Annotated in this window: 12 protein-coding genes; 2 read left to right on the top strand and 10 right to left on the bottom strand. The window is 49.4% G+C overall.

Annotated elements, in window-relative coordinates; all coding sequences use genetic code 11:
- Window positions 1–206: 206 nt before the first annotated feature.
- From LG211_RS14800 to LG211_RS14825, 6 genes are all read right to left on the bottom strand, one after another.
- Window positions 207–1,349 (bottom strand): glycerate kinase family protein, encoded by a 1,143-nt coding sequence (locus LG211_RS14800; RefSeq protein WP_148397051.1) that lies wholly within the window; start codon window positions 1,347–1,349, stop codon window positions 207–209.
- Window positions 1,342–2,934, bottom strand: coding sequence for an APC family permease (locus LG211_RS14805; protein WP_253020782.1), 1,593 nt, complete (start codon window positions 2,932–2,934; stop codon window positions 1,342–1,344). The genes LG211_RS14800 and LG211_RS14805 overlap by 8 nt, the downstream gene beginning before the upstream one ends.
- On the bottom strand, window positions 2,931–4,337 hold the full coding sequence (locus LG211_RS14810) for a carcinine hydrolase/isopenicillin-N N-acyltransferase family protein (RefSeq protein WP_148397053.1): 1,407 nt from the start codon (window positions 4,335–4,337) through the stop codon (window positions 2,931–2,933). The genes LG211_RS14805 and LG211_RS14810 overlap by 4 nt, the downstream gene beginning before the upstream one ends.
- Before the next feature lie 186 nt (window positions 4,338–4,523).
- On the bottom strand, window positions 4,524–5,060 hold the full coding sequence (thpR, locus tag LG211_RS14815) for an RNA 2',3'-cyclic phosphodiesterase (protein WP_269477889.1): 537 nt from the start codon (window positions 5,058–5,060) through the stop codon (window positions 4,524–4,526).
- An 8-nt stretch (window positions 5,061–5,068) separates the two neighbouring features.
- Window positions 5,069–5,899 carry a hypothetical protein gene (locus LG211_RS14820; RefSeq protein WP_148397055.1) on the bottom strand — a complete coding sequence of 277 codons (831 nt, stop codon included), beginning with the start codon at window positions 5,897–5,899 and terminating at the stop codon, window positions 5,069–5,071.
- Between the two features lie 39 nt (window positions 5,900–5,938).
- Window positions 5,939–6,175, bottom strand: a complete 237-nt coding sequence (locus LG211_RS14825) for a hypothetical protein (RefSeq protein ID WP_148397056.1) — start codon at window positions 6,173–6,175, stop codon at window positions 5,939–5,941.
- 176 nt (window positions 6,176–6,351) lie between these two features.
- Between LG211_RS14825 and LG211_RS14830 the strand changes: the two genes are divergently transcribed.
- Together LG211_RS14830 and LG211_RS14835 are read left to right on the top strand one after the other, a co-directional pair.
- Window positions 6,352–7,185 carry a putative ABC transporter permease gene (locus LG211_RS14830; protein ID WP_269477890.1) on the top strand — a complete coding sequence of 278 codons (834 nt, stop codon included), beginning with the start codon at window positions 6,352–6,354 and terminating at the stop codon, window positions 7,183–7,185.
- A 4-nt stretch (window positions 7,186–7,189) separates the two neighbouring features.
- The gene (locus LG211_RS14835) at window positions 7,190–8,056 is read left to right on the top strand and encodes a hypothetical protein (protein ID WP_148397058.1); all 867 of its coding nucleotides are present in this window, start codon (window positions 7,190–7,192) and stop codon (window positions 8,054–8,056) included.
- A 443-nt stretch (window positions 8,057–8,499) separates the two neighbouring features.
- On the opposite strand, the gene LG211_RS14840 is transcribed toward LG211_RS14835, so the two are convergent.
- Genes LG211_RS14840 through LG211_RS14855 form a run of 4 tightly spaced genes read right to left on the bottom strand, consistent with a single transcriptional unit; the run spans window position 8,500 to window position 14,126 of the window.
- Window positions 8,500–9,000 carry a GyrI-like domain-containing protein gene (locus tag LG211_RS14840; protein ID WP_148397059.1) on the bottom strand — a complete coding sequence of 167 codons (501 nt, stop codon included), beginning with the start codon at window positions 8,998–9,000 and terminating at the stop codon, window positions 8,500–8,502.
- Window positions 8,987–10,666, bottom strand: coding sequence for an amidohydrolase (locus LG211_RS14845; RefSeq protein WP_269477891.1), 1,680 nt, complete (start codon window positions 10,664–10,666; stop codon window positions 8,987–8,989). The genes LG211_RS14840 and LG211_RS14845 overlap by 14 nt, the downstream gene beginning before the upstream one ends.
- 17 nt (window positions 10,667–10,683) lie before the next feature.
- Window positions 10,684–12,390: an amidohydrolase gene (locus LG211_RS14850; RefSeq protein ID WP_269477892.1), complete on the bottom strand. Its 1,707-nt coding sequence runs from the start codon at window positions 12,388–12,390 to the stop codon at window positions 10,684–10,686.
- Complete coding sequence (locus LG211_RS14855) at window positions 12,387–14,126, bottom strand: amidohydrolase (RefSeq protein ID WP_269477893.1); 1,740 nt, start codon at window positions 14,124–14,126, stop codon at window positions 12,387–12,389. Before LG211_RS14855 ends, LG211_RS14850 begins: the two co-directional genes overlap by 4 nt.
- Window positions 14,127–14,143: the final 17 nt, after the last annotated feature.

Here is a 14,143-nt window from a genome sequence, read left to right on the forward strand (position 1 = left end):
CATTCAAATTCAACGTCGTCTGTTTCTTCATAGTCGGCAGATCATTCTACACTTCTTATTAGGATGCCGCAAAAAAAAACGCCGCCATCCACCTTTTGCAAGGTAATGGCAGCGTTTCTCTCTTTCTTTTAGCCGATTTTGTCAGCCCGCCTGCCGCAGAGAGGCGATGCCGCGCTGATCACACGGAAGTAACAAGCAACGGTCCGTCAGGCATGGGTCAGCGCCTGCATCATGGCCCTGGCCAGGTCTTTGCGGCAATTGCGCTTCAGTTCCTCTTCATTTTTATATGTACCGGGATCCGTCTGAAACACATTGGATACTCCCAAATCGTAAATTGGCGATATATCTCCCTTTACGGTTCCCACGACTGCAATTACAGGGACCTGCGCCTTCTTTGCGCGCCGGGCAATCCCTGCGATCACCTTGCCTCCCAGGCTCTGCCGGTCCAACTGCCCTTCCCCGGTAAAAATAACCCGGCAATCTCTGAGGGTAGTTTCAAAGTCCAGCAAATCTAAAATTACGCCGATCCCCTGTTTCAGCTCGGCGCCCAGAAAGGCAAAGGCGCCGGCTCCCATTCCTCCGGCCGCTCCTCCTCCCTTGATCTCGGATACGTCGATTCCCGTCCATTCCTTAATTCGCTGGGCATAGATACGCAGATTCAAATCCAAATCCTTTACCATATCTGGGTCCGCGCCCTTCTGCGGCGCAAAGACATACGCCGCACCATTGGGCCCGTAGAGAGGATTTTCTATATCGCACATGGCTTCAATCTGAATCCCTTTCAAAAACCTGCCGCACTCAGAAGTTTCGATACGGCTGATTTGGTCCAAGGTCCCTCCTGTCGGAAGAAAAAGATTTCCCTGTTCATCATAAAAGCGAACTCCCAGAGCAGCAGCCATTCCTGCGCCGCCATCGTTGGTGCAGCTGCCGCCCAGTCCCAAAACAATCTTTTTTGCGCCGCCGGATACAGCGGCCTTGATTAACTCGCCAACCCCATAAGTCGTGGCTGTGGAAGGATTATTTCCTCCCTTTTTTCCAATGGAAAACCCCGAAACAGCCGCCATTTCCACAACGGCCGTTTCTCCAATTCTTCCATAGCACGCATGCACAGTTTCTCCGAAAGGACCGGTCACCTGCGCTTCTTTTTTTTCGCCGCCAAAGGCATGAAGAAAACAATCCACAGTTCCTTCCCCGCCGTCGGCGATGGGAACACTGATGATCTGTGCCTGGGGATCATATGCTTTTATGGAAGTTTCCATGATCCGGCAGACTTCAATGGCATCCATGGTTCCCTTAAAGGAATCCGGCATGATTACATATTTTTCTTTTGTCGGAGCCTTTTTATTCATTCTTTCCTTCCTTTAATTCCAGCTTTTTATACATTACTCCAAAGACAACTGCCGCCGCTGCACAGATCACAGCCGCTGCCGTAATCAACAGCATGAACGTTTGAAAGATCGTTTCCGGCCCGTAAACCTCCGTATAATATTGGGGATCCTCATATCCGGGCAGGAATAATCTCCCGATAATCATCAGCACGGACAATAACCCAAAGGCAAAGGATAATCGCTTCGTATCCCCTACCGCCAGCTTTGTGCGGCTGTTGATGGGATATTTCTGAGGATCGTTTTTATAAAGTCCGCCGTAGGCCCGCTTAAAGATGATATAGGCGATCGGCCCGCTGATCATCCCCAGCAGCCCCAGGACAAAATAGTCGGCGCCGTTGATATACAGAGCGATGAAAGCTACGATTACCGGGATCGCGCAGAAGATATCGGTACCCACTTTTCCCAGACGAATCTTATAGCGTCTGGGCAGGTCCGGCTCTGTGCGCCGCAGCACAATCTGGGAAATCATAATCAAGGAATAGAGTCCCAGGTTGAACAGGGCAACGATCGTCACCAGAATGTCAAAGTTAAAGGCGCATAAAACCATCGAAACAATCGAAAGGCTGAGAATGGCCACATAAGGAACACCGTGTTTTTTATCGCATTTCGTCAATGCTTTGGGAGCCAGGTTATCCTCTGCCATTACGAAAAATCCCCTTGCTCCGGAAGCCAGATAAACGTTGAACATGGAAATGTTTGAAATAAATGCCACCAGCATAAAGGCCACACCGAATGCGGGAGCGTACTGCATCGCTACGTTGACATAAGAAACGCCGTCAGAACCCCAGCTTTCCCACTGTCCCACTGAACCGAGGGAAGCGATGGTGGGCAGCACATAAGTTCCGATAATCAGCGGCAGCGCAATGATAATGGCTTTGGGAATGATCTGAGGATTTTCCAATTCGCCTGCCAGGCTGGACATGGATTCATAACCGGCATACATCCACATACCGATCGCAATGCTGGACCCGATGCTGCCAATAGCCGTCTGTCCAGTGGCAATCACCGGTTCAAAGGGATTTTGAGAAAAATTTAAAAATCCGATAATTGCTATGCCCGCAAAGGCAACCAGAATCGCCCCGGAAATAATAGAGCTGACAATGGCCACATCCTTAACTCCGCGTAAATTTATCCAGGTGAAAATTCCAATGATGATCACCTTGCAGATATAGCTTTGAAAATGGTTCATTCCTATGTAAGAGGACAGATAATCCGTAGCTAAAACAACAAATACCGCCACATTAATGTAGATGCCGATATTTTTCAGCCAGCCGATCTGAAATCCCCAGAACTCTCCTAGGGCCCGCTGAACCCATCTGTAAAATCCGCATTCATCGGGAATGGCCGATCCCAGCTCGCAGGAAGCCAGTGCGATGGGGAATGCCCATACAAGGGGGAGCACCAAAAGCATGATGATTGTCATACCCGGCCCTGACGCCGAAATCATATCTTCGATTCCGTAAGCTCCGGCCGCGGTCATGGCATAGATCATCCCAACAATTCCGATTACCCCTACTTTATGTTGTTTCAATCCATTGCTGCTCATTTTCCTATCCTTTCTATCAAGCTCTGATCATACGGCATGTTGCATCCTGCCGCTGAGTCCCGGAAGTAATCCAACATCAGATAGTTGATTCTAGTCTGCGCCAGCCGGCCTTTAATTTTTTTCGTCAGCTCTCTGGCAGATTCCAGACTTCGCGTAAAGGCTTCTTGCGATAGCTCTTTCAGCTTTTCTTTGTTGCCATCAAATTCTTTTTTCGCGCTCTCCACCTGCAGAATGAATTCCTCTTCCATGGGATTAAAGACTTCTCTTGCCATGGGAGCAAAGTCATCGTAGCTGAGCGCGATATACCGTTCCAGCTCTGTAAAGGTCCACCAAGGGCTGTCAGGATTGTACATTCCATCGGCATCCGCCAGTTCCTGGGGGATCCATCCGATATTAAACTTGGGCGTAAAGATTGAGCAGCACGGCGGTGCCATACTTCCCCAATAAACAAATTTAAAGGGATCGGCAGCATCCTTATCCAATGAGCAGACCACGCTTGCCGCTGACGCGCATCCATTCATGCCTCCCGGATGGCAGCAGATCGTCGGCATCTTAGAGGTGGCGATGTCGTATGGAAGGGGTTTTCTGTAAGAAAGATCGTAATGATCCCTCAGATTATTCATCATCATTTTCACAGTAAACGGCTCTCTGCCCGTCATCAGCTCTTCTTGCCGGATATATCGAAAATATGCTTCACCATCTTCATAGTCGCAGTCTGAGATGGAAAAAGTCTGGCTGATGTTGATCCGATCTTCTTTCCTGCACCAGCCTTTCTTGGATGCCTCTTCAATCACCTGGCTTCCAATCATCTGGTAGTCGTCCGTCAAGGCATAGATATTTCCGATATGTCCCACATGGTCGATTTTTTTAGCGGCCCACATCCGCTGGCAAGATTCGAAGATGTACGCCTCTTCATAGTCGGCGATAATATAATTGGCGTTGAAATACTGAGGCCGGATCAAAGGATCTCCACCTGTTCCGTAGGTTTCCAGCAGCCTGCCGATAATTTCCACAGCCTTTGCCGCGCTGTCGGCCCGCTCCAGAGCCAGTCTGAGCATGTCCATGCCAATAAGACCCCACTGACGTTCGGGAGTTTCTCTGCCTGTAACCGCCTCATTGCCGATGATTACTCCATGCTCATTGATCCCGTGTTCAAATCCAAAGATGTTATATGGCCTGGAACCGATGTATCCAAAGGTATGCTCCACCTGGGGAATTTTGATGTAGGTGCATTGTACCATTTCGCCCGGCTGATGATCGGCAGGAGGATAATATTCCAATGGCTGAGATTCGTTGACCGGACGGTCGCTGTTTTTGCCAAAGATAATATCTCCCTGTTTCGTGGCACTTTGAAGCGCGATCAACGTGGAGCATGATCGGCTGGTGCCGGCGTTCTTTTTCATTTCCTTACCTCCGTTTGTAGAAACCGCTGTCTGCGGACTTCTCGCTTTTCCATGAACTTATTTTAAAACCATTATACAAATCCAGGCAACAAATAGAAATGGGCACATGACTAAAAATAACGCCGCTTTTTTGTTATACATACCAAACATCAAATTATGTTTTATGAAAGCCAATGAGCGGATCGTCTAATCACACTTTCTAAAGTACAGCTCTGTATAACAGACCTTACCATGGCTCTGCTCTGACTTCATCAAGCTGATTCCGTACACCTGCTGACCGATCTGGGGCAATTGTCGGTTAAAATCGCTGATATTAAACGCCCCATTCATCACGACTCGTCTCGCCAGTGTGATGTGGGGCCGAAACGCTTTTCGGTCCGGCTGAACGCCCCTCTTCTGAAGTTGACCGATTAACCTCCGCTGTATTTCAAAAAGTGTTTGGTTTTCTGTAATTCCCAGCCAATAGAGGCCTTCTGCTCCGCGTTGAAACCGTCCAAGCTGGCAAAAATTCAGCTCGAATAACGGGCAGTGAACATCGTCCATTGCACGGCATACATCGTATATCCGATCCTCAGGGACTTCGCCCAGAAAGGCTAACGTCAGATGCAGATTCTCAATAGGAGTTAAAGCTCCCTTCCGCATAAATTCTTTCAGGGCTAAGGCTGTATCCCCTAGTCTATTTTTGGTTTGATCATTAAAATTAATGGCGATAAAAATACGCATGCTCTCTCCTATAATCTATGCAGCGTTTGTTGAATAAGCATTTTTATCCGACGCCGCCTAGTCTTTACATTGTTGGGAAGATTCCCGTCCTCAAAAGGGCTCCCATGTATAAGGCCGAGACAAATGCCTTCTACAATCATCTCTTTTTGCCTTCTTTCTGTCAGCAGATCCACTTCTGGACAGCACCAGCTTTTAATCTCGTCCTCAATGGATCGAGACAAATCTCTCTTTTCTGACCGGAACCGATTATAACAAATGCCCGCCAACTGGCGAAACAGCCGATGAATCGGTTCTTCTATATTAATACAACAAGGATAAAAATATATGCTGATGCTGCTGCTCATGTCAGTTTGAATAATTCGCCAATGGTCCTGCTCCGTTGTATGGCTTTGACCCAGCCGTATAAAGCATGGTCTGTGAAGATCAAAGATTTTTTTGTCCAGCCCGAATTCTTCATTTAAATAACCCATTGCCTGCCGTATATTCGCCGCCTCTACCTGCTGCCCTTGAGCATGGTAAAATTCCCGGCTCATAGAAATACCCAGATCGTTTAGCCGCCTCAGGGTTCTCACAGTACCGCACCGAGCCGGCGAATTATGTGCCAGGTAGCGGAGCGCTGCTTGACCTCCGGAAAAAATTTTATAATGGGGCTCCCCTGTATTGAAAATTAAATCTTCCTTATGAATGGCGATGATCCAATCATAATATATCTGTACAAGCATATCTCTATGAACGGAATCCAATGCCATCTGGGCAAAGGCTGCTACTCTTTTCCCGCATTCGGGCAAATCGCCGCATGAGAAGCCTTCAGCCAAAGTCTGCCGATCAATTACTGCCATGATAACGCCCTTCCTTATTTCAGACAACTAAGTTTCCTGCTATGATATCTGTCCAGGCCAGTATTTCCGCAAATCCCGGTAATCTTTCCAATTCAGGCCCGTAACTTGCTCAATTATCGACCATTCCATGCCCATCCTTCTCATACGCCGGACGATTGAAATCCTGGCTTCGATCCGTCCCTCCCGATAGCCTGAGCGAAACGTCTCTTGACGGATCTCTGCAAGCAAAGATTCGATTTTTGTCTGAGGGTTCTTTTTTTGCGGCAACGGTTTCATCTTTTTATAGCTCCCTTTCTATGTAATTTTTTTACATTTACATTGTTTTCCATATCATAGCGTATTTAGCTTTTGCTGTCAACCATTATTTTCCATAAAAAATTAATCTTTTTAATTATCCTTATCGCATGTTTTCCAAGCTGTGGTATAATAGCTCCAAGGGAAAGGGGATTTTTATGGATTTATCCGTCTATGAGCTTGCAGCTTTCTTTTTTATATACGGTTTTTTAGGTTGGTGTACGGAGGTTTGTTTTCAGGCCTTGAGCAAGGGCAAACTGGTCAATCGTGGTTTTCTGAACGGTGCCATCTGTCCGATTTACGGAGTCGGCGTGACCTGCGTGGTCTGGCTTTTAGAGCCGCTGGCGTCCCATGGATTGGTTTTGTTCTTTGCATCGATTCTGCTCTGCTCGATTTTAGAATGGATAACCGGCTTTGTCCTGGAAAAACTGTTTCATCAGAAATGGTGGGATTATGCAGATGAGCCCTTTAATATTGGCGGCTACATCTGTCTGCGGTTTTCCATCATGTGGGGGTTCGCATGCGTCTTTGTCGTGTATATCATCCATCCAACCATAGTGAGGCTGGTGGATTGGTTCCCTCATACGTTGGGAATTGCAGCGCTGTCCGTTCTCGGCGCCGCTTTTTTAACGGATTGTGCCGCAACCATTAAGACCATGATCGGCTTTAACAAAGAATTAAAGCGGATCGATGAAGGAGCGGCCAAGCTCAAAGAGGTTTCCGATGATATCACCGAGGTTCTTTATGAAGGAGCTGTTATGGCGAAAGAGGAAGCAAAGCGGGCCAGGAAAGAAACCGAAGAGCTCAAGGCCAGGATCGCTGCTGAAAAAGACGACATAAAAAATTATAAAAAAGAATTGGAACGAAAGCTTACCTATGGGCAGCGCAGACTGCTGAACGCATTTCCCGGTGTAAAATCCACCCGGCATATTGAGGCAATGGATGAAATGAAACGCCGGCTTGACGAGTATAGGAAATTAAAGAGGAGATAATGAGATGAAAGTATTAAAAGTTATTGTTGCATTGATTATATCGTTCCTGCTTATTTGCACGCAGGGGATTTTGATGGGGGCGTTTGCATGTGACCGTTCCTTTTCCGCCGATTCGGTGACCAAAGCGATTCAAGAAACGAACTTTACAAAGCAGCTGTACGATCAGGCGGCCGCGTCTAATGAGGCCGCCGATGAAAAGGTCCAGACTTTTATACAGCAGGCCATGGGCACAGATACCGCAGCCAAAGCCCTTGGAGAATATGCATCGTCCGCAATCAACTCGGTTTTATACGGCGAAAAATATGAACAGTTCACTCAGGAGGATTTGGCGCGCATCGCGGAAGACAGCCTGGCGGAACTATCGGGGCAGACCGGGGTAACCATTTCGGAAAGCCAGAAGAAACAAGTCCTCAGTTATGTGGATAAAAACGGTCCTGCCATCGTTAAAGAAATCAATGACACGCTGCCGGTGATGAACGATAGCGCTGCGGCAGGCAGCAGCGAAATGGCAGCGATTTCCCAGGTTCAGTCCTTCCTGGGCACACCCATGAGAGTGGCTTTGTCGGCAGTCTGCCTGATTCTCGGTATTCTCCTCATCGCCCTTTTCTGGGGAAGCAAGCTGGGATTCATCTGGTGGGCATTCATCAGCTTCATTCTCGGATCGGTATTTGTACTTTTGGGTACTTCCAGTAATTTGCTCAGCAGCTACATCCAGGAAACAGGCGAAGGCACTACTTTTTCGCTGCTGTTGACCGGAATGTTCACCAAAGGCTTTACCTTTGTGGGTGTGGCCGCCCTTATTTTGATGGCGGTCCTGGTTGTGATGTGCCTGGTGGGAAGAAGCATCGCAAGAAAACGAGCTGCCGCGTAAGCGTCTGAGCATATTCATTAAAGAAACTTAATAAAGTTGGACAGCTGCGCCTCCCAAGGCCGAGAGCGCGAACCGAAAAAAGTTAAAAGTATCAGAATTTAGCCCAGTGGCATTCAATCCTGATACTTTTTTTCTCTGTTGTAACCGACGCCCTCCGGTCCAGCGCGTGGAAAATTTTTAAAAATTTGAAGTATTTTTACGCAAAGTTGTAGGTTTGCGGACCCTCATATCGAGGAAACCCTCGCTTGGCTTCTGACAAACGGAGCTGAGAGCCTGCAACCGTTGAAATTTGCGTAAAAAGTAAAATCTTTTTTCAGATTTTCCCCAGGAATCCCACTTCACTGCTTCACCCCGCCGGGGCTTCAAATTCTGATAAACTCCTGTAAAAATTGGCATCTTGCTCTCCAAACCGGCCCTTTTAACCATCCAGGCCCAGGACTTTCTTATCGCGCCTTTCTAACGGGAATCTGTATCTCTGTCAGGTATTCTTCTTCCCGCTCCCTGTTCCAGCATCCGTCGATGGCGCTGTCTCTGGGCGGTCCCGCCTGCTCATAGCCATGCTCCTTTATCCACGATCTGGCGAATGCATGGGCTCTTCCCAGGTTCCTATATGGACCCTTGTGGAGGACTGACACAACCGTGACCGGCTCCAGCTCTCCAAACTGATACGCCTCGCAGTCTTGCCCAAACCCGGTGACCGCATCGCAAAACCGGTAATGCACCTCCTTATCCCGGAATTCTCCATCCATGTAGATCAGCACATTATAGTCCGGATCCACCAGCTGAATCTGGGGATTTTCCTTCATCACCCGGTCGGATAAATCCTGAAGAAAGTTTTCATCTTTCGTAAAGTTAAAAAAGGATTCCAGCGACGGCGCGAAATAGTCTTTATAATAGATAATGCAGCCTGGTATTTTTTTGATCTCTGCTTTATAGCTCTCCATAGATGACCTCCCCTTCAAAAACCACTGCTCCAAAGTCAATATCCTTTACCTTTGCCGGATCCGCCTCCAAAGGGTTCTCCGACACGATACAAAAATTAGCCAGTTTTCCCGGAGTCAGGCTGCCCATGATGGTTTGCCAGTGAAGCTGTCTGGCCCCCGCCGCCGTGTACCCTTTCAGTAGAGTTTCCAAAGGGATGCGGGCATTTTCCGGCGGGCGCATGCCGCCTGGGTAGAGCCCCTCATCCAGCGGAAACTGGGGGTCGATCCGGGTATTGGCAACCTGTATGCCGAAGAAAGGATTGGCCCGATTCAGCTCGTAATCCGTTATGACATCGCTGGAAAACGCCACCTGGGCGCCAAATCTGATCATGGGGTTGAACTGGTACATATTGTTCCACTTTTCCTCCCCGATAAAGCGCTTTGCCTCATCGCCGAAATACCCGCCCGACCAGTGGCAGCTCCAGTTGACCGCGATGCCCAGTTCAGCCGGTTTTCCCATATCATCTGCATCCACAAGCTCGCAGTGGGCAAACACAATCTGGGAACCCCATTCCTTTCCCTGGAGCGCCGCCTCTTTTTTAGCCGCCGCAACTGCCTGCCATCCGGTGCGGAAAGCCCGGTCACCCACAATATGCAGGTGGACATCCAGCTTTTCGTCGTTGCAGAGCAGGAAACAGTTTTTCAACTCTTCCTGTTCCATCTTTATTTCTCCATAATTTTTGCCCTCAGGATCGCTGACATGGGGCTCCAGATAAGCGCCGTTTCCCGATTCGTTGGTGCCGTCCAGAAACAGTTTCATGGTCTGAACCTTGATGTGCTTTGTTCCGTATTGTTTTTGGTAATGGCGCAAAAGCTCGATCTTCCCCGGCAAATCCTGATAGGACCAAAAGCGCACCGCTCCGTCATAATAGACTTTTAACTCGCCCCGATCATCCAGATTTTTCAGGACCCGCATCTGTTCTTCGCTTTCAATGACCCCATCAAAGAGAGCCGTGATTCCTTTGGCTTTAAAAAAGTCTAAAACTCGTTTCATGGCCGGCTCTGTCACCTCGATCGGCGGCGTCCATCCGATCTTTTCATACATCTTATCCGCGAAATGGAACCAAGCCATCTCCTTGACCCAGCCCGTAGGATTGCCGTCCTGGTCACGGACGAACATCTCCAGGCCCGGAACCGGATCTGGCGTGGAAGCATCCACCTCCATCAGCTCCAGCATCTTTGAGTTGACCCAGTGCATATGATCGCCAAAGTCCTGGCAGAGACATGGCCGATCGCTGATTGCCGTATCCAAAAGCTCTTTTGTCGGTCCCTCGGCACCAAATAGATTGGTCAGATAATATTCAAAATACAGAAACGGCACTTCCTCTTTGGGATGTTTGTCTCCATAATCTTTTACATAGCTCAGAAGGTCCCGGACGTTTTCAAACATGGGCATGGGGATGTGCCAGCTGCTCATGGCAACGGCCGCAGGATGAATGTGGCTGTCGATAAAGCCGGGAAGCACAAACCGCCCCTCAAGATCGATGGTTCGCACTTCTTCGCCCTCTGTTCTCGATTCATCCTTTCCTACATAGATCAATTTATTGTCTTTATACGCCAGTACCTCCGCCCACGGCTGTTCATCATCCGCAGTGAAGATACGTGCGTTCCTCAGTAGCGTAATCATAATCCCTCTCTTTTTCCTTACTTTTCGTATACGACCTTTCCTTTAAAAATGGTCTGTTCTGCCTCTACTTTATAGATTTCATCAAACGGCACGGCCTCGATATCGCAGTCCAAAATGACCAGATCCGCCGATTTACCCACCTCAATGTTCCCGGTCACATCCTCCAGGAAATTCTGGTAGGCACCGTTGATGGTCAAAGCCCGGATTGCTTCCGTCAGAGAAACCCGTTCCTGCTCGCCCAGGACCTTTCCTTTGAATCGATCATAGTCGGGCGCGTCAGGAAATACGCTCCTGGTCATGGCACACTGAATTTCGTGGAAGGGATTGGGCGGCGGAGTCACCGGAAAATCGGTTCCGTAGGCCACAATCGCCCCAGCGTCCTCAAAGCTTTTGTTGGGATAAAATTTCATGGCCCGCTCTTCGCCAAAGCATGGTTTATAAAAGTCTTCCACATCCGTATCATAGATCATCCATCTGGGCTGGCAGGAGCATACGATAGAAAGATCGGCTATCCGCTGCACATCTTCCTCCCGCACGCCCATCAGGTGGGCGATGACGTTGCGGTTATCGCCGTCCGAATGCTTCTGCGCCTCTTCCAGACAGTCGATGGAGGTCTTGACCGTTTGATCACCCATTGCGTGCATGTGGATTTGAAAGCCCTGTTCAATCGCCCGGCTCATATATTCTGCGCCTTCCTTCACCGTCCAGAAGAGATCGCCCCGGTAGTCTTCCTCCCGGCCCGCGGTTTTATTGACCTGGGCGCTGTATGGCTCAATCATGCAGGGCGTGCCTTCCATGAACATTTTGATGGTATTGATCTGGAACAAATCACCCCGGTTATCTTTTCCTTTTCTGGAAAGGGCCGTCTGCCAATCCTCCTCCGCCCGGTTGTTATCCAGGGCATACACGCCCCTGGCCCGCATGGTAAGCCGGCCCTCTTCAGCCAGCTCCACATATGCCTGGCGGGCGTTGTCGGTGTGAAAGGCATCACAGATCAGGGTCACGCCATAGTTATTTGCCAGCTCCTTCTGGTATTTGAGCAGCACCTCTTTGTACTGTTTCACTGTATAATCATATCCTGGGAGATTGGCCTTGATCAGTTCAATTGCCGAAGCCTCTTCAAAGATGCCGGTTGGATATCCATCCTTTTCTCTGTGGATAACCCCCGTATCCGGTGAAGGCGTCTCTTCGGTCACGCCGGACAGTTCAAGAGCCTTTGTATTGACCCAAATATTGTGCAAGCAGTAGGATTCCAGAACAATGGGTTTGTCGCTTAAAACCTCATCCAAATCGTGGCGGCTGGGCATTCTGCCGTCGCCGTTGGAACCATTGAACCAGGCCCGGTTCCAGCCGTTTCCCCGGATCACTTCCAGATCGGGATTGGCCTCAATATAGGCTCGCAGCCGATCCGTATATTTTTTAATGACATCCTCGTTGGATTCTCCCTCTTCCTGGTAAATATTAAATAAATCGCAGGCAGCATAGGTCCCGGCGCTGGAAGCCGCATGGCAGTGTCCGTCACACAGGCCCGGCAGCACCGTATGGCCCTTGCAGTCGATCACCTTTGTCCTGCTTCCAATAAACGGGTTCATTTCTTCCGATGTGCCCGCGGCTATAATAATTCCGTCTTTCACCGCTGCTGCTTCGCCCCGGGTCACGCTGCCCGCCAGGTCAACCGATAGGGTTTTTCCATTGATTAAAACTAAGTCCGCTGTATTCATCATCTTTCCTCGCTCTCGTTCAAAGGATATACTTCTCTTCCTTTAAAGAAGGTTTTCTCCGCCCGCAGGCTTCCGATTGCTTGCGGATCAGTTTCCGTGATCCGCTTATCCAAAATTACAAAGTCCGCGGATTTCCCGATTTCCAGAGACCCGGTCACATCCTCAAGGAAACATTGATAAGCACTTGATATGGTGTATCCTTCGATCATATCATTAAGGCCGACCTTTTCCTGCTCCGCGCCCAGGGATACGCCTTTGTAGTGCTCATATTCCGGATGGGGCGGCGTGATGGTCCTGGTGATACCAGTCTGTATGCCAAGAAAAGGACTGGGAGGAATGGTCACAGGAAAATCCGTTCCGCAGGTAATCCGGCATCCGGCATTTTTGATGCTTCCAAAGGGATAGGTCCTGTGAATCCGCTCCGCGCCCAGCATGGCAGCTCCTGTCTCTTCACTCATGCTGTCGGCGATGGCCCACATGGGCTGGATCGCCGCTATTATGCCCAGCCGGGCCATTCTGTGGATATCCCCTTCGTCCACCAGCATCAGGTGGGTTATAGTGTGGCGGTTCTTTTTCAAGTCGTTGAACTCAGCCACATATTCAAATGCGTCAAGGGCCATGCGCACCGCTCCGTCGGTCATGCAATGGAGGTGGATCTGCAGCCCGGCGCTGTCGATTTTTAGAAAGTATTCATTGAGTTCTTTCTGGCGCCATTGGGAATAGCCCCGGTAGCCTTCCTCCATGCCGATGCTGGCCAGCCAATCCTTCTCGAAAGGCTCATTTAAGCAAAACGTCAGACCGGATCCGTCGATGAAAAATTTTACGGTTTGGATGGCAAATCCGTCCGTGCGATATTTATCCTTGTCAGCCAGGATCTCATCGAATTGGCTGGCGGGCAGGGAGGGATCCGCGTAAAAGGAGGACCTGACCCGCAGGTTGAGCCGCCCTTCCTCTTCCAGCTCCTGATAGGCTTTTCTGGCATTTTCGCTGCAGTATGCGTCGAAAATCAAGGTCGTGCCGTAAGAATTTCCAAATTTGTCTTGATAATATTCAATCCCCGCCTTGTATTCCTCCACCGAATAGTCGGCTCCAGGCAGATTGCGCAGCAGCAGGTCCGTGGCCGTGGTTTCCTGGAAAATGCCGGTGGGGTTGCCGATAGGTCCCCTTTCGATGACTCCATTGCGGGGCGACGGGGTGTCTCTGTTAATTCCCGCCAGTTCCATGGCCTTGCTGTTTACCCATAAATAGTGATGGTCAAAGGACCGGAGAATCATCGGGATATCCGGGCAGACGGCATCGATGTCCGCTGCCATGGGCTGCCCCATGGGGTCGGAGACAAACAGGGTGGGATTCCAGCCGGCGCCGCGGATGATGGCGGAATCCTTGTGGTTCTCCGCATAAGCCCTGATTTTCTCCTGATATTCTTTGATATAGTCGTCCCTGGTTTTGTCCGGCGCGAAATCAACTCCCCGCAGATCAAAATCAAAGATCAGTTCTGTAGTCATGGATGCATGAAGGTGGGAATCTGCCAGCCCGGGCAGAACGGTCCTGCCTTCCAGGTCGATGATCTTTGTGTCCGGACCGATCCAGCTTTCCATCTCTTCATCCAATCCCAGCGACAAAATCTGTCCGCCGCAGATCGCCATTGCCTGATATTCTTTTTTGCATCTTGCTTCATCGATGGAGTACAACTGCCCGTTTTTTAAAACCAGTTCTGCAGTCTTTTTCGTGTTTATCATATGCTTTGCCTCGCGAT

Source organism: Hominibacterium faecale (assembly GCF_020734085.1).
Classification (GTDB): Bacteria; Bacillota; Clostridia; order Peptostreptococcales; family Anaerovoracaceae; genus Hominibacterium; species Hominibacterium faecale.

Excerpts from the sequence above, each read along its gene's own strand:
- LG211_RS14800 (WP_148397051.1), bottom strand. The coding sequence starts at position 1,349 with ATGAATAAAAAGGCTCCGACAAAAGAAAAATATGTAATCATGCCGGAT.
- LG211_RS14810 (WP_148397053.1), bottom strand. The coding sequence starts at position 4,337 with ATGAAAAAGAACGCCGGCACCAGCCGATCATGCTCCACGTTGATCGCG.
- LG211_RS14845 (WP_269477891.1), bottom strand. The coding sequence starts at position 10,666 with ATGATTACGCTACTGAGGAACGCACGTATCTTCACTGCGGATGATGAA.
- LG211_RS14855 (WP_269477893.1), bottom strand. The coding sequence starts at position 14,126 with ATGATAAACACGAAAAAGACTGCAGAACTGGTTTTAAAAAACGGGCAG.
- LG211_RS14840 (WP_148397059.1), bottom strand. The coding sequence starts at position 9,000 with ATGGAGAGCTATAAAGCAGAGATCAAAAAAATACCAGGCTGCATTATC.
- LG211_RS14825 (WP_148397056.1), bottom strand. The coding sequence starts at position 6,175 with ATGAAACCGTTGCCGCAAAAAAAGAACCCTCAGACAAAAATCGAATCT.
- LG211_RS14820 (WP_148397055.1), bottom strand. The coding sequence starts at position 5,899 with ATGGCAGTAATTGATCGGCAGACTTTGGCTGAAGGCTTCTCATGCGGC.
- LG211_RS14805 (WP_253020782.1), bottom strand. The coding sequence starts at position 2,934 with ATGAGCAGCAATGGATTGAAACAACATAAAGTAGGGGTAATCGGAATT.
- LG211_RS14835 (WP_148397058.1), top strand. The coding sequence starts at position 7,190 with ATGAAAGTATTAAAAGTTATTGTTGCATTGATTATATCGTTCCTGCTT.
- LG211_RS14850 (WP_269477892.1), bottom strand. The coding sequence starts at position 12,390 with ATGATGAATACAGCGGACTTAGTTTTAATCAATGGAAAAACCCTATCG.
- LG211_RS14830 (WP_269477890.1), top strand. The coding sequence starts at position 6,352 with ATGGATTTATCCGTCTATGAGCTTGCAGCTTTCTTTTTTATATACGGT.
- thpR (WP_269477889.1), bottom strand. The coding sequence starts at position 5,060 with ATGCGTATTTTTATCGCCATTAATTTTAATGATCAAACCAAAAATAGA.